The 15,272-nt window shown below is 64.5% G+C and carries 11 protein-coding genes; 7 read left to right on the forward strand and 4 right to left on the reverse strand.

Annotation, left to right across the window (positions count from 1 at the left end; genetic code table 11):
* Positions 1-50 precede the first annotated feature (50 nt).
* Positions 51-1,121, forward strand: a complete 1,071-nt coding sequence (locus MYCSP_RS03560; protein ID WP_083019250.1) for an alpha/beta hydrolase — start codon at positions 51-53, stop codon at positions 1,119-1,121.
* Here the strand turns inward: MYCSP_RS03560 and MYCSP_RS03565 are convergent.
* The 3 genes from MYCSP_RS03565 to MYCSP_RS03575 form a co-directional block, all read right to left on the reverse strand.
* Positions 1,110-2,288, reverse strand: coding sequence for a pyridoxal phosphate-dependent aminotransferase (locus tag MYCSP_RS03565; RefSeq protein WP_088413189.1), 1,179 nt, complete (start codon positions 2,286-2,288; stop codon positions 1,110-1,112). The genes MYCSP_RS03560 and MYCSP_RS03565 overlap by 12 nt on opposite strands.
* A 54-nt stretch (positions 2,289-2,342) precedes the next feature.
* Positions 2,343-2,747, reverse strand: coding sequence for a hypothetical protein (locus MYCSP_RS03570; protein WP_088413190.1), 405 nt, complete (start codon positions 2,745-2,747; stop codon positions 2,343-2,345).
* Between the two features lie 105 nt (positions 2,748-2,852).
* Positions 2,853-3,287, reverse strand: a complete 435-nt coding sequence (locus tag MYCSP_RS03575; protein ID WP_088413191.1) for a hypothetical protein — start codon at positions 3,285-3,287, stop codon at positions 2,853-2,855.
* A gap of 212 nt (positions 3,288-3,499) precedes the next feature.
* Here MYCSP_RS03575 and MYCSP_RS03580 point away from each other — a divergent pair, with 212 nt between their 5' ends.
* The 6 genes from MYCSP_RS03580 to MYCSP_RS03605 all read left to right on the forward strand — a co-directional run bounded on the left by MYCSP_RS03580 (position 3,500) and on the right by MYCSP_RS03605 (position 14,621).
* On the forward strand, positions 3,500-4,708 hold the full coding sequence (locus MYCSP_RS03580) for an acetyl-CoA C-acetyltransferase (protein ID WP_005073239.1): 1,209 nt from the start codon (positions 3,500-3,502) through the stop codon (positions 4,706-4,708).
* Positions 4,709-4,736: 28 nt separating this feature from the next.
* The gene (locus MYCSP_RS03585; protein WP_083019256.1) at positions 4,737-6,896 is read left to right on the forward strand and encodes a 3-hydroxyacyl-CoA dehydrogenase NAD-binding domain-containing protein; all 2,160 of its coding nucleotides are present in this window, start codon (positions 4,737-4,739) and stop codon (positions 6,894-6,896) included.
* Between the two features lie 587 nt (positions 6,897-7,483).
* The gene (locus MYCSP_RS03590; RefSeq protein WP_083019258.1) at positions 7,484-8,875 is read left to right on the forward strand and encodes a condensation domain-containing protein; all 1,392 of its coding nucleotides are present in this window, start codon (positions 7,484-7,486) and stop codon (positions 8,873-8,875) included.
* A 51-nt stretch (positions 8,876-8,926) separates the two neighbouring features.
* A complete protein-coding gene (locus tag MYCSP_RS03595) occupies positions 8,927-10,126 on the forward strand; it encodes a serine hydrolase domain-containing protein (protein ID WP_070913076.1) in 1,200 nt (399 codons plus the stop codon).
* Positions 10,123-11,487 (forward strand): condensation domain-containing protein, encoded by a 1,365-nt coding sequence (locus MYCSP_RS03600; protein ID WP_088413192.1) that lies wholly within the window; start codon positions 10,123-10,125, stop codon positions 11,485-11,487. Before MYCSP_RS03595 ends, MYCSP_RS03600 begins: the two co-directional genes overlap by 4 nt.
* A 2-nt stretch (positions 11,488-11,489) precedes the next feature.
* Positions 11,490-14,621, forward strand: a complete 3,132-nt coding sequence (locus MYCSP_RS03605) for an MMPL/RND family transporter (protein ID WP_088413193.1) — start codon at positions 11,490-11,492, stop codon at positions 14,619-14,621.
* Here the strand turns inward: MYCSP_RS03605 and MYCSP_RS03610 are convergent.
* A complete protein-coding gene (locus MYCSP_RS03610; protein WP_070913073.1) occupies positions 14,545-15,216 on the reverse strand; it encodes a TetR/AcrR family transcriptional regulator C-terminal domain-containing protein in 672 nt (223 codons plus the stop codon). The two genes, MYCSP_RS03605 and MYCSP_RS03610, sit on opposite strands and share 77 nt — an antisense overlap.
* Positions 15,217-15,272 lie beyond the last annotated feature (56 nt).

Genomic DNA, 15,272 nt, shown 5'->3' on the forward strand with positions numbered 1-15,272 from the left:
CTAGGTACTGGTAGTCTCACCGCAAAGCAATGACGCTACGAGGAGGCTTGATGACCAGTGCCCGACATGCCGCCGAATCCCGGCAGGCCGCCGTTACCTACGCCGGACCGGAGTGGATGGGCAAGGCCAATTGGCATTCTGTGGCCGAGACATACCTGTTCAAGGCGTTGGGTAAGCCGGGTCTGTACGCACTGACCAAGCTGATGATGGCCGTGAACCGGCGATTCCCGGACGCCCTGCTGAATCGGCGCTACGACGGACTGGAACGTCTGATGGGCTGGGTGCCCGGGGTGTCCGGAACCCACACCGAGCGCGTTCAGCTGCCGAACTGCCCGGCCGAATGGACGTGGAACACCAAGAACGAACCAGGGCCGGATGCCCCGGTGGTCATCTACTTCCATGGGTCGGCATTCATCGCGCTGGGCATCAACAGCCACCGGCCGTTGGTCAGCCGTATCGCGCGCGATTCCGGTGCGCGGGCGCTGAACGTGGGCTACCGGCTGTGCCCGCGCAATCTGGTCGAAGATGCCGTCGCCGACGGCGTCGACGCCTACCGCTACGTGCTAAGTCAGGGCGTCGACCCCGACAACATCGTGCTCGCGGGCGATTCCGCTGGCGGGTTCCTGGCGGCCATGACCGCGATCGCGGTGCGGGACGAGGGTTTGACGCCGCCCGCCGGCTGCGTACTGATCTCGGCGGCGACCAACAACGACATGGAGCCTAAATACGCTGCCGCCAGGCGCGTGGGCGATGCCATGTTCCCCGTCGACTTCTTGACGATGATCAACGACGTGTTCCTGCTGCGCAACGGTGCGCGTGAGCCGGGTCTGTGCCCGGCCGACGCGGATCTGACAGACCTGGGCCCCTTCCTGCTGCAGGTGGGTTCGCAGGAGGCGCTGCGGCCCGACTCGGAATTGTTTGCGGAACGTCTTGTCGCGGCCGGGGTTCCGGTGCGCCTGCAGATCTTCGACCGTGCGATTCACGTGTTCCAGATCTTCGCGCTCACCAACCCGGACGCCCGGCGTGCGGTCGCGGAGATCACCGAGTTCATCAAGATCGTGCCGGGGTTGGCCAAGGCGCGGCGCAAGCCCGACGTGTTGGCCTCGGGTCTAGGCTCCTAGCCGCGCCAGGCGGGCTATCGCCTCGTCGATCACCGCGTCGCGTTTGGCGAAGGTGAACCGCACCAGGTGATTCCATTTCTCGGCCGTCTCCGTGCCGGGATCGCAGAAGGCGCTTACCGGAACCGCCGCTACCCCAACGGTTTCCGGTAGGCGTCGGCAGAGTTCTGCGCTGTCGTCGAATCCCAGGGGACGTGGGTCGGCGCAGACGAAATAGCCGCCCTCGCTGCTGTGCACTTCAAAGCCGAGTCCAGAGAGCGCCTCGGAGAGGCGATCACGCCTGCGCTGCAACGACTCCCGCAGGTTCTTCACCCACGCCTGTTCGGTGTCCAGTGCCACGGCCACCGCGGGCTGAAACGGCCCGCCGCCGACATAGGAAAGGAATTGTTTGGCCGCGCGCACTCCCGAGACCAATGCCGATGTGCCACACGCCCAGCCGATCTTCCAGCCGGTGCAGTTGAACGTCTTGGCGGCACTGGAGATGGTGACGGTGCGATCGGCCATTCCGGGCAGGCTGGCCATCGGGGTCTGCGTGCGCCCGTCGAAGAGCAGTCGTTCGTACACCTCGTCGGAGATGACCAGTAGGTCGTGTTCGACCGCGAGCTCGGCCACCCGGGCCAACTCGGCGTCGGTGAAGACCTTGCCCGTGGGGTTATGCGGGGAATTGATGACCAATGCCGTTGTGCGGGGCGTGATAGCGGCCGCGAGCGCCGCGGTATCCAACGCAAAGCCCGCGCCATCGGGCACGAGCGGCACCGGTACCCGGACCGCGCCGGCCATCGCCACCACCGCCGCGTACGAGTCGTAGTACGGCTCGATCAGGATGACCTCGGAACCGGGTTCGACCAGGCCGAGCACTGCCCCGGCGATCGCCTCGGTGGCGCCAACGGTGACCAGCACCTGCGTTTCCGGATCAAGCTCCTCGCCGTAGCGGGCGAGCCGATCGGCGGCGATGGCTCGGCGCAGCTCGGGAGTGCCCAGCCCCGGTGGGTACTGATTGAGCCCGGACCGGATGGCCTGCTGTGCCGCGTCGAGCATGGCCGTCGGGCCATCCTCATCGGGAAAGCCCTGACCCAAGTTGATCGCGTCGTGCCGAACGGCCAGGGCCGACATCTCGGCGAAGATCGTTGCGCCGAAAGGGCGCAACCGTGCGACGGTCTTCGGATTCACGCTGGTCCGTGTTCGTTGATCGCCGGCTCCATGCCGGCGAGCCTACCGCCGGACCTAGCAGCTGGGCGGCTCGAAGGACAGGTCGGTATCCGGAATCGGGCAGAAGTAGTGACTGAAACCGGGATTGCCGCGGTCGCGGCTGTCCACGAACATCTCCACATCGCGGTTCGCGCTGTACACGCGGTAGTACGTGGTGGTGTCCTCGAGGAAGAAGTTCGCGACGGTGGTCACCAGCTCGGCGCCGGTGCCGGCGGCGCGAGCCTGGCGCATGCAGTTGAGGTAGTCCGGCGGGATCTCGTGCGAGGGCGGCAACATGCGCAAGCGCCCGCACGAGTGCAGTGGCGCCCGCTGCTCGAATGCGACGTCGGCAGAGAGCGGTTCCGGCTCGGCCTGTGCCGGCGGACACACTGCTGCGGCAACCGCCAAGGTCGCCGTCGCGATGCAGAGTCGTGTGAGCATCGCTTCAGGGTTGTCGCCTGGGGGCCACTGCGGGAGGTTTCGGCGAAATCTCGTCGAAGAGCACCGCACAGCGCGTGTCCGTTTGGGGGTCGCACACCAGACGGTCTATCGGTCGCGCTGGTCTGCCGGTGAGTCGCAGCTTGGATCGGGTGGGTAGTTGAGCGGTGCGGACCAGCAGAAGAAGTGGCTCCAGCCGAAATTGCCGAACCGGTCGGCACTGGAGTCGACGAAGACCTCGACCCTCTGATCGGGGGAGAACACCCGGTAGTAGGTGGTGATGGGATCGCCTTCGATGGTGGGCTGGACGACGGTGAGCTCGCCGCCTGCCCCGGAAGCTCTGCCGTGGTTCATGCAGTCGCGTTGTGCCGCGGGCAGACTCTCGCGGAAGTGAATGTGCGTCCCGCAGCTCGGTAGAGAAGCTCGCTGGGTGAACGAGGCGGGCGGGGGTGCCGGCTTGCGGTGGCCGGGACCATCGGTGACCCACTCCCAGCCATTCCACACCGCGAATATCGCCAGAAGTGCAATAGCGCCGATGAGCACGCGTCTTATCGGTCGCGACCGGGCCCACAGCACACTCGAAGCATAGCGTCGCAAAAGTACCAACCAACGGGTTGGGAGGGCTGCTTACCACGGGACGGCCACCCTGGTCTAACGTAAGGCTGTCTCGGCGAAACTGACCCGGAGTCAATCCGAATTCAGGGCCGGGCGCCTGCACCACATGCCCCATACGCACCGGATAAGGACGTATACCCATGACTGAAGCATTCATCTACGAGGCCATCCGCACGCCTCGCGGCAAGCAGCGCGGCGGCGCCCTCAACGAGGTCAAGCCGCTGAACCTGGTGGTCGGGCTTGTTGAAGAGCTCCGCCGCCGTTTTCCGGACCTGGACGAGAACCTGATCAGCGACGTCGTACTCGGCGTGGTCTCGCCGGTCGGCGACCAGGGTGGCGATATCGCCCGCACCGTGGTGCTGGCCGCGGGCCTGCCCGACACCGTCGGTGGCGTGCAGCTCAACCGCTTCTGCGCCTCCGGTCTGGAAGCCGTCAACGTCGCAGCTCAGAAGGTCCGTGCAGGCTGGGACGACCTGGTGCTCGCCGGTGGCGTGGAAGCCATGTCGCGCGTGCCGATGGGCAGCGACGGCGGCGCCTGGGCCTCGGACCCGGCCACCAACTACGACGTGTCCTTCGTGCCGCAGGGCATCGGTGCCGACCTGATCGCCACCATCGAGGGCTTCACCCGTGACGACGTCGACGCCTACGCGGCCCGCTCGCAGGAGCGTGCCGCGGCCGCGTGGTCCGGTGGCTACTTCGCCAAGTCCGTTGTGCCGGTGAAGGATCAGAACGGTCTGCTCATCCTGGACCACGACGAGCACATGCGTCCCGGCACCACCGCCGCCGACCTGGGCAAGCTCAAGCCGGCCTTCGAGGGCCTGGCAGCGCTCGGAGGCTTCGACGACGTGGCACGCATCAAGTACCACTACGTCGAGAAGATCAACCACGTGCATACCGGTGGCAACAGCTCCGGCATCGTCGACGGCGCCGCGCTGGTGCTGGTCGGTTCCGAGGAGGCCGGTAAGTCGCAGGGCCTTACCCCGCGGGCACGCATTGTCTCTACCGCGATCACGGGCGCCGAGCCGCTCATCATGCTCACCGGCCCGACCCCGGCGGCCAAGAAGGCGCTCGATCGTGCCGGCCTCACGGTGGATGACATCGACCTGTTCGAGCTCAACGAGGCCTTCGCCTCGGTGGTCCTCAAGTTCCAGAAGGACCTGAACATCCCGGACGAGAAGCTCAACGTCAACGGCGGCGCCATCGCCATGGGCCACCCGCTGGGTGCCACCGGCGCCATGATCACCGGAACCATGGTCGACGAGCTGGAGCGTCGCGGCCTCAAGCGCGCCCTCATCACGCTGTGTGTCGGCGGCGGCATGGGCATTGCCACCATCATCGAGCGAGTCTGAGTCGGAAAGACAAGAGGAACCAGAACCAATGAGCGCAAACACCATTCAGTGGGAAAAGGATGCCGACGGCATCGTTACCCTGACCCTGGACGACCCCAACGGCTCGGCCAACGTGATGAACGACGACTACAAGCAGTCGATGGCCGCGGCCGTCAAGCGCCTTGTGGAAGAGAAGGATTCGATCACCGGTGTGATCGTCACCAGCGCCAAGAAGACCTTCTTCGCCGGTGGTGACCTCACCAAGATCATCCAGATCCAGCCGGAGAACGCCCAGGAGGCCTTCAACGAGGTCGAGGAGATCAAGAAGGACCTGCGCACGCTGGAGACCTTCGGCCGTCCGGTCGTGGCAGCCATCAACGGAGCCGCCCTCGGTGGCGGCCTGGAGATCGCGTTGGCCACTCATTACCGGATCGCGGCCGACGTCAAGGGATCTCAGATCGGTCTGCCCGAGGTGTCGCTGGGTCTGCTGCCCGGTGGCGGTGGTGTCACCCGCGTGACCCGGATGCTCGGCATCCAGAACGGCTTCGTGACCGTGCTGGCCCAGGGCACCCGCTTCAACCCGACCAAGGCCAAGGAAGTCGGTTTGATCGACGAGCTCGTCGGCTCCGTCGACGATTTGATCCCCGCCGCCAAGGCCTGGATCAAGGCCAACCCCGAGGCCGTGCAGCGCTGGGATGTCAAGGGCTACAAGATCCCCGGCGGCACCCCGTCCACCCCGGCACTCGCGGCGATCCTGCCGTCGTTCCCGTCGAACCTGAAGAAACAGCTCAAGGGCGCGCCGATGCCGGCCCCGCGGGCCATCCTGGCCGCCGCGGTCGAGGGTGCCCAGGTGGACTTCGACACGGCCAGCCGTATCGAGAGCCGCTACTTCACCAGCCTGACCACCGGCCAGGTCGCCAAGAACATGACCCAGGCGTTCTTCTTCGACCTGCAGACCATCAACGGCGGCGGTTCACGTCCGGACGGCATCGCCAAGCAGGACATCAAGAAGATCGGTGTGCTGGGCGCGGGCATGATGGGCGCCGGTATCGCGTACGTCTCGGCCAAGGCCGGTTACGACGTCGTCCTGAAGGACGTCTCGCTGGAGGCGGCTCAGAAGGGCAAGGGCTACTCGGAAAAGCTTGAGGAGAAGGCTCTTTCGCGCGGCAAGACCACCCAGGAAAAGTCCGCGGCGCTGCTGGCCAAGATCACTCCGACCGCCGACCCCGCCGATCTGGCCGGTGTCGACTTCGTGATCGAGGCGGTCTTCGAGAACACCGAGCTCAAGCACAAGGTGTTCCAGGAGATCGAGGACATCGTCGAGCCCAACGCACTGCTTGGCTCCAACACCTCCACCCTGCCCATCACCGGGCTGGCTTCGGGTGTGAAGCGCCAGGAAGACTTCATCGGCATCCACTTCTTCTCGCCCGTCGACAAGATGCCGCTGGTGGAGATCATCCGCGGCGAGAAGACCTCCGACGAGGCGCTGGCCCGGGTGTTCGACTACGTGCTGGCCATCAAGAAGACCCCGATTGTCGTCAACGACAGCCGCGGCTTCTTCACCAGCCGCGTGATCGGCACCTTCGTCAACGAGGCCGTTGCCATGCTGGCCGAGGGCATCGAGCCCTCGACCATCGAGCAGGCCGGCAGCCAGGCCGGATACCCGGCTCCGCCGCTGCAGCTGTCGGATGAGCTGAACCTGACACTGATGCAGAAGATCCGTAAGGAGACCGTCGAGGCCGCCAAGGCCGAGGGCAAGGAACTGCCGGACGACCCGGCGGGCCGTGTCATCGACACGCTGGTCGAGGCGGGCCGTCCGGGCCGCCTGGGTGGTGCCGGCTTCTACGACTACGTGGATGGCAAGCGCACCGAGCTGTGGCCCGGCCTGCGGACGACGTTCAACACCCGTGCCGGTTCCGACTCGGCCAACCCGCCGCTGCAGGACCTCATCGAGCGCATGCTGTTCGCCGAGGCCATCGAGACGCAGAAGTGCTTCGACGAGGGCGTGCTGACCTCGACCGCCGACGCCAACATCGGTTCGATCTTCGGCATCGGCTTCCCGGCGTGGACCGGTGGTGTGCACCAGTACATTGTCGGATACGAAGGGCCGGCCGGTAAGGGCAAGGCCGGATTCGTGGCTCGCGCAAAGGAATTGGCCGCCAAGTACGGTGACCGCTTCAACCCGCCCGCGTCGCTCCTGGACGCGTAGGCAGGCTCTCGTAACTTCAGCCGCTCACCCTTCGGGGTGGGCGGCTGAAGTTGTTTCAGGGGCCGTTCCCGCCGGCGATCCAGGCCCGATGCGGCTGCCTACCTCGCCCGAAAGGTGCCTCAGAAGGCCGGATTTCGACATGTGTGAGCATGCTCGCGGGCCGGAAATGAAGACGGCCGTCAGAAATTTCGCCCCAGAGGGCGTGGCGCGCGCCACAGAGTTGGTAGCGCCGGGTGGTGGGCCACAAAATTTCTCGCTGGTGCCGTAGGTTCTCTGATGGCACTACAGACATAGTTAATGGTTCTTCGCGTAACCAGACGTGAATGGCCAGGTCATATGGTATTTCTGTACGCGGGTTATATTTGCTGGAATTAGTTTACCGTAAGTCTTTCGATAAGTTGCTGGAAGGCGCCGTAACGTGCCGTTACCCACAGTTCACTAGCTATTTCTTTCACGGAACGTACCTTTGCGAGATATTTATTCGCTACGCTGCTCGCAATGAGTAATGGCTTTGCCGCTCGCAATGGTGCAGGCAAATCGATTTTGGTTCGGCTCGGTATCAAGATCGCTGAACAGGAATAGGGACGATGGTTGCACTCGGAACGATCCACGATTGGCGCCCCAAGCCGGGAACCGTCATCTCCTGGAACGCTTCGCCGCGCGCTCGCGAGGTCGCGGCGCAGGCGCCGGCCAGCGTGGTGCCTCCGAGTTATCAGCAGGCTCAGCATGTGCGCTCGTACCGGGAGCTCGCCCGTGAAGACCGCGAGATGGGGCGGCTGGGAATCGGCTCCTGGGATGTCCCCGGGATCTGCGATGTCGACGCCATGACCGCGGCCATCAATGCCCATCTGCGCCGCCACGACACCTACCACTCGTGGTTCGAGTTCGATACGGCCGACAACATCGTGCGGCACGTGATCGGCGACCCGGAGACCATCGACTTCGTGCCGCAGGACTACGGCCTGCAGGGTCCCGAGGAGATCCGCGCCCACCTATTGCGCACCTCGGGCACCCCGCTCACGTGGGACTGCTTCACCTTCGGGGTCATTCAGCGCGCAGACCACTTCACGGTGTACATCAGCGTGGACCACCTGCACACCGACGGCATGTCCACCGGAATCCTGTACGTCGAGATCCAGCTGATGTACGCCAGCCTGGTTCACGGTTCCGCGCTGCAACTTCCGCCTCCTGCCGGCTACCTCGACTTCTCTGCCCGCGAGCTCGCGCACAACCAGGCGATGACTCTGGATTCCTTCGAGGTGCAGACCTGGATCCGCTACGCGCGGGACAACGGCGGCACCCTGCCGGACTTCGTCCTACCGCTCGGCGACCGGTCGGTGCCGAACGTCGGCGGGATGGTCGCCGCACCGCTGCTGACTGCCGAGGAAACCGTCGCGTTCGAAAGGGCTTGCGAACAAGCGGGTGTGCGATTCAGCGGCGGTGTCTTCGCATGTGCGGCATTGATCGATCGCGAACTCACCGGGGCTGACGCCTTCTACGGCATTACCCCGTACGACACCCGCAGCACACCGGAGGAGCAGCTGTCGGTGGGCTGGTACGCCAGCTTTATCCCCTTTGTCGTCGACATGTCGGACGGTTCCTTCGCGGCGGTCGCACGGTCCGCGCAGAAGTCTTTCGACGAATGTCAGCCCCTGGCCAAGGTGCCGTTCGAGCGGGTGCTGGAGTTGGCGGGACCCGAATCGGGGCTGACCGCACCCGATTACGTGGTCCCGATGGTGTCCTTCCTGGACGCGCGCAAGATCCCGGTCAGTGCCGAATGGGATCGCATCAATGGCGGAATCTACGGGGACAGCCGTTCTTCCGACCAGGTGTGCATGTGGGTCAACAGGTTTGAGAACGAAACAAACCTGACGATCTCGTTCCCCGACAATGCTGTCGCCCGTGAATCTGTGTCGCGCTATTTCGAGGTAGCCCGCCTGGTTTACCAGCGTGTCGCGCAGTCACAGTTCGTTTCCTGAATCCGCGGCACAGGCGCCGCATCCGAGCAGCAGTGAAAGGTTGGGATTGTCATGAGCACTAGCCTTGACATCGCGGTGAACGGAACCAACTCACCGGATTTCGACAATGTGCGGCGCGCGTTCGCCTTGAATTTCCTGGAGAACGACGAACTGGGTGCGGGCGTCGCGATCTGGGTCGACGGAGAGCTCGTCGTCAATCTGTGGGCCGGTTGGGCCGACGAGGCGCGTACCCGCCCATGGACCGAAGACACCCTGGCGCCGGTGTATTCCGGCACCAAAGGGCTGATGAGCACCTGCGTTCACATGCTCATTGAGCGCGGCGTGCTGGACCTGCATGCACCGGTCGCTCTGTACTGGCCCGAATTCGGCCAGGCCGGTAAGGAATCCATCACGCTGGCCATGGTGCTGGGGCATCGTTCCGGTGTGATCGGACCACGCACCCGGTTGACGCCGGAGCAGGCCGCCAACTGGGACGAGGTGTGCGAGCACATCGCCAGGGCAACGCCGTGGTGGGAGCCCGGGACCGCCCAGGGGTACCACATGGCGACGTTCGGATTCATTCTCGGCGAGGTCGTCCGCCGCACCACGGGTAAGACACTGGGCCAGTTCCTGCGCACCGAGGTCGCCGAACCATACGGACTCGATGTGCACGTCGGCCTGCCACACAGTGAGCACCACCGCTGCGCCGAACTGGTCAACAAGCCGTACTTGCGCGACGTCTTTCGCGGTGCGCCTGGCGAATTCGACTGCATGAGCGATCACCCGCTGGCAGGCCCGCTCATCTCGGGTGATTTCATCCCCGACGACGAGATAGCGCGCAGGGACATCGCACTGTGGCGGGCGCTGGAGTTCCCCGGCACCAACGCACACGTTTCCGCGCTGGGCATGGCCACCTTCTACAACGCCATGGCGCTGGGCAAGCTGCTCAGCCACGAGCACATGGACGTGGTGCGAGTGTCGCAGGGAGGCTTCGACCCCGACGTCGTGCTGGGCCCCCGGGTGGCCAACCACGGCTGGGGGCTGGGCTACATGCTGAACCAGCGTTGCTATGCCGGACCCAACCAAAAGACATTCGGGCACGGTGGGTCTGGCGGTTCGTACGCGTTCGTCGATCTGGAACACCGCATCGGCTACTCGTACGTGATGAACCAGTTCGACGTGACCAAGGCAGATGCCGATCCTCGCAGTGTGCGGCTGATCAACGAGCTCTACACCACGTTGGGGGTGTCGCCGGCGGGAGAGTCACTGTGACGGCGACGATCCCGGAGGTTCAGGCCAGACCGGCCGCCCCGGTACCGGCGGCCGCGCACCTGGACTTCGTCGATCAAGCGTCCTTCCTCGGGTTGCGGGCCACCGAATTGTCCACACTGGGGCAGATGGTCTGGATCTACGAGCGCGATATCGACACCGACCGGTTGCGCAGATTCCACGCCAACCTCGGCCAGGGGCTGTTCGGTCGGCGAATCGAGCGTTCACGCTTGCCTTTTGGCCGACATCGTTGGGTGCTCGATCCGACGTGCCACCCCATCGACGTCGAGCTCGCACCACTACCACGCACCGAATTGCAGGACTGGGTGCACCGGCATGCGCAGCTGCCGGTCGACCCCGAGCACGGTCCGTCCTGGAGGCTCGGTGTCACGCGGTTCACCGACGGCGCCACCGCGGTCAGCCTGGTGGTTTCGCACAGCATCGCCGACGGCGTGGGAATGTGCCGCGCCATCGCCGATGCCGCCAACGACGCGACCCTGCCGCTGGGCTATGAGACACCACGGTCGGGCACGCGCTTCCGGCGCATGCGGGAAGACCTGCGGCGTGCCAGACGTGACCTGCCGGATACCGCACGAGCCTTCCGCAAGGCCACCAAGATGCTCAGTTCGCGACGCCAGGACATCAAGCACGCCGGCCGGCCCGCCACCGAGGCATACATCGACCAGATACCGGCGGTCACCGTGTACTTGGACGAAAACCATTGGGACACACACGCTCACGGTCGTGGTGGCACCAGCAATTCGCTGGTCGGTGCCTTCGCGGCCCAGCTGGCCGCCAAGGTGGGCCGACTCGGTCCGGATGGCCGGGTCACGCTCTCGATGCCTGTCAACGAACGCACCGAGGGCGATCACCGCGCCAACGCCATGACCTCGGTGATGTTCCCGGTCGAGCCTGCGGACCTGACCACCGATCTGAGCGGAATCCGCAGTGCCACCAAGAAGGTGCTCTCCGGTCTGCGCGACGCACCCGATGAGAAGTGGGCGTTGTTGCCGTTGACGCCGTTCATCCCAAAGGCGGCCGCGCGCCGTCTCGCCGATGTCGCGCTGGAGTACAACGACTACCCCGTCGGTTGTTCCAACGTGGGTCCGCTCGATCCCGATGTGAATCGGCCCGACGGCACGCATGCCGACTACGTGTTCTGCAAGCTGGCCGAACAGCGGGTGCGGCCCGACAAGGTACTGAGCACCTATGGGCAGCTGTTCCTGGCATCAGGGAGGGTCAACCAACAGATCTTCCTGGCCGTCATCGGATACCAACCCGGCGTGATCGAGTCACGTGCCGACCTGACCAACCTGCTGTCCGAGACGCTTGACGACTTCGGCCTGCACGGTGTGATCGAGTAGTCGTGGCGGACAACACAGGTCGCATCTACGGACTGATCGCACGGGTCGTCCGTCGAGCCCCTGTCGTCGTTATCGGGGTGTGGATCGGCCTGGCCGCGATCTTGGCGCTGACCGCGCCGTCGTTGCAGAAGGCCATCGAGGAACACCCGGTCGACCTGCTGCCCAAGGATGCTCCCGTCATGGAGACCACTCGGCAGATGGTCGAGTCCTTCCAGGAGTCGGGTGCTCAAAACATCCTGCTGATCGTCCTCACCAACGAGAACGGGCTGACGCCCGCCGACGAGCAGACCTACCGGGTGCTGGCCGCCCGGCTGCGTGAGGACACCCGCGACGTGAGCATGGTGCAGGACTTCATCACCAAACCGCCACTGCGCGAGATGATGTCGAGCACGGACGGCAAAGCCTGGTACCTGCCGGTGGGATTGCAGGGTGAACTGGCCACCCCGGAATCCGGCAAGGCCTACCTCGGCGCGCTCAAGATCATCAGGGACTCCACCGCCGGAACCACCCTCAACGCCTTCACGACGGGGCCGACCGCCACGGTCGGGGACTTGACGGTGGTGGGAGAGCGCGATCTGCACAAGGTCGAAATCACGACAGCTGCTTTGGTTCTGCTCATCCTGCTGATCGTCTATCGCAATCCGGTGACGATGATGCTGCCCCTCGTCGTGGTGGGTGTCTCGCTGGGCATCGCCCAGGCTGCCGTCGGCGGCCTGGCGCAGATGGGCCTGAGCATCTCGAATCAGACGCTGACCTTCATGACCGCGATGATGATGGGCGCGGGCGTCGACTACGCGGTCTTCCTCATCAGCCGATATCACGAGTACGTCAAGCAGGGCATGGATTCGGACAGTGCGGTGGCCGCGGCGCTGGAATCTATCGGCAAGGTGGTAGCGGCCTCGGCCGCGACGGTGGCGGTGACGTTCCTGGGCATGGGCTTCACCAAGCTGGGGATCCTGTCCACCATCGGTCCGGCGCTGAGCGTGTCCATCCTGATCGCCTTCGTGGCCTCGGTGACCTTCCTGCCCGCGGTGCTGGTGCTGGTGGGGCGCCGTGGCTGGGTGAAGCCGAGAAAGGCGTACGCGAACAAGATTTGGCACCGCTCGGGCATCAACATCGTCAAACGTCCGGGCGCGCACCTGGCGGTCAGCCTGGTCATCCTGATCATCCTGGCGACCTGCGGTGCGATGGTGAAATTCGGGTACGACGACCGCAAGAACCTGCCGGCGTGGGCCGACAGCAACTTGGGCTATGCCGCCATCGAGAAACACTTCCCGGTGAACTCGACGCTGCCGCAATACCTTTACATCAAGTCGCCCCATGACCTGCGTACCCCGCGTGGGCTGGCGGATCTGGAGCAGATGGCCGCACGGGTGAGCCAGGTGCCCGGCGTGGACAAGGTGCGGGGTATCACCCGTCCCACCGGCGAGCCGCTGGAAGAGGCCAAGCTGTCGTTCCAGGCAGGTGAGGTCGGCGGGAAGCTGGGCGACGCGTCGAACCTGATCGATGCCCGTACCAGAGACCTGGACAAGCTGGCGGCGGGCGGACACACACTGGCGGACAAGCTCGGTCAGGTCCGCGACTCGGTGAAGAACTCGCTGGGCACCGCGCGTGCACTGGTCGAGGTGCTGGCTCAGCTGCGCGGCAGCGGTAAGACGGGCACGCTGGCCGATCTGGATTCGGTGGACAAGCTGGTCACCAGCATGCATTCACTGGGAGACGTGATCGAGTCGAATGCCCAGAGCGCCAGCGAGGTGTACGGCTGGATCGAGCCGGTCGCACGTGTGTTGGTCGGCAACCCAGCCTGCGACATGGATCCCGCCTGCCGGTCCTCCCGAGAGGAGATGAACCGATTCCTGGAGACCAAACAAGATGGCACCAGAGACCGGATCGTCGAGCTGGGGCGCGAGCTCAAGGCCGTCGACAACGACAAACAGATCACCGCCACCATCGCGCGGCTACGTACCGCGCTGAACTCCATCGACACGAATCTGCGACGATTGGGCTTGGCCGACTCCTATGGCATCCAGCAGCGATTCGCCGAGGTCCTCACCGGAGTGAACTCGCTGGCCGACGGTAGTGCGCAGCTGGCCGAGGGCGTACAGATGCTGGTGGATCAAACCAAACAGATGGGCGGCCAGTTGGGCGACGCCTCGACGCTCCTGGTCGCGGCCAAGCGCGACGCGGCACCCGGATCGATGTCCGGTTTCTACATCCCCCAGCAGGTACTCACCCAGGATTCGTTCAAAAATGCTGCGGCGGCGTTTGTCTCGGCAGACGGGCATGCGGTGCGCTACCTGGTGCAGAGCAACCTGAATCCGTTCAGCCCGGAGGCCATGGATCAGGTCCGCGCCATCCAGGACGCGGCGCGCAGTGCGCAACCGAACACCACGCTCTCGGATGCGTCCATCTCGATGGCCGGACTGTCGGCGATGTACAACGACATCCGCAACTACTACAACCACGACCTGCGATTCATCATCGTGTTGACGGTCATCGTGGTGCTACTGATCCTCATCGCGCTGCTGCGGGCAATCGTGGCACCGCTGTATCTCATTGGTTCGGTGATCATTTCGTATGCCTCGGCGGTGGGCATCGGGGTAATCGCCTTCCAATTCATCGGTGGCGAACCATTGAGCTGGAGTGTGCCCGGAATGGCGTTCATCGTGTTGGTGGCGGTGGGTGCGGACTACAACCTGTTGTTCATCTCCCGCATCCGCGATGAGTCGCCGGACGGCATCCGCTCCGGCGTCATCAAGACGGTGAAGTCGACGGGTGGTGTGATCACCTCTGCCGGAGTCATTTTCGCCGCGTCGATGTTCGGACTGCTGATCGGGAACCTGCAGTCGATGGTCGAAGCGGGCTTCATCATCGGGATGGGTCTGCTCTTGGACACGTTCCTGGTGCGCACCATCACTATTCCCGCCCTGGTGGTGCTGTGTGGGCAGGCCAACTGGTGGCCCTCGGCGATCGTTGAACCCTGGTTCCGTAAACACTTTTCCCGCTTCAAGCGGGCGGGTGCGGGCCGGGAACCGGAACCGGATGAGGCATGCGAATCTATTTGTGACGAGTCGTCACCCGAGGAGCAGGCGATGCCCGTTTCCCGCGAAGCCGAGCTCGTAGGCCATCGATGATGACTGCTAGCCCGTCTTCGAAATCGGCGTCGAAGTCCGGGTCGTAGAGCTCGGAGAAGGCCTGCGCCACAGTCGGATGCGTCGCCATGTCGACGTGCGAGCGCATGTTTTCTTCGCTATAGGGGTTGGACTCCGGGTACTCGAAGCCGTCGCGCGTCTGTTGTTCGATGGTGAACCCGATGGTGTAGTGAAAAATCGTTGGCGCCAGTCGTGCGGCATCGGCCAAGCTGAATCCCGCCTTGGTCATCACGTTGAGCATGGGCTCGGTCAGGTCAGCAGCGCGAGAGGTGGCGGTGCCGGCGAGAATCCGTGCTCCTTGGTGGTAGCGCAGCATTTCCCGGCGCAGCACGCGGGCGCCCTCGGCCAGAAACCGATCCCACTGCGGCGTCGAGAGATCGAAGTTGTCCACCGCATCGCCGAACATGGCGTCGGCCATGGCGTCGACGAGGTCGCGGCGGTTTTTCACGTGCCAGTACAACGCGGGGGCCTGCACGCCGAGTGCCGCTGCGACAGAGCGCATGGTCAGTTTCTCGGCACCGTGGCGGTCCAGCAGGACGAGCCCGGCGCGAGCGATCGTCTCCCGATTCAGAATCACATTGACACTTTAACAGCGTTAAAGTAATTATGGAGTCAATGTCGATAACGATGTTA

It is taken from the genome of Mycobacteroides saopaulense (assembly GCF_001456355.1).
Classification (GTDB): Bacteria; Actinomycetota; Actinomycetes; order Mycobacteriales; family Mycobacteriaceae; genus Mycobacterium; species Mycobacterium saopaulense.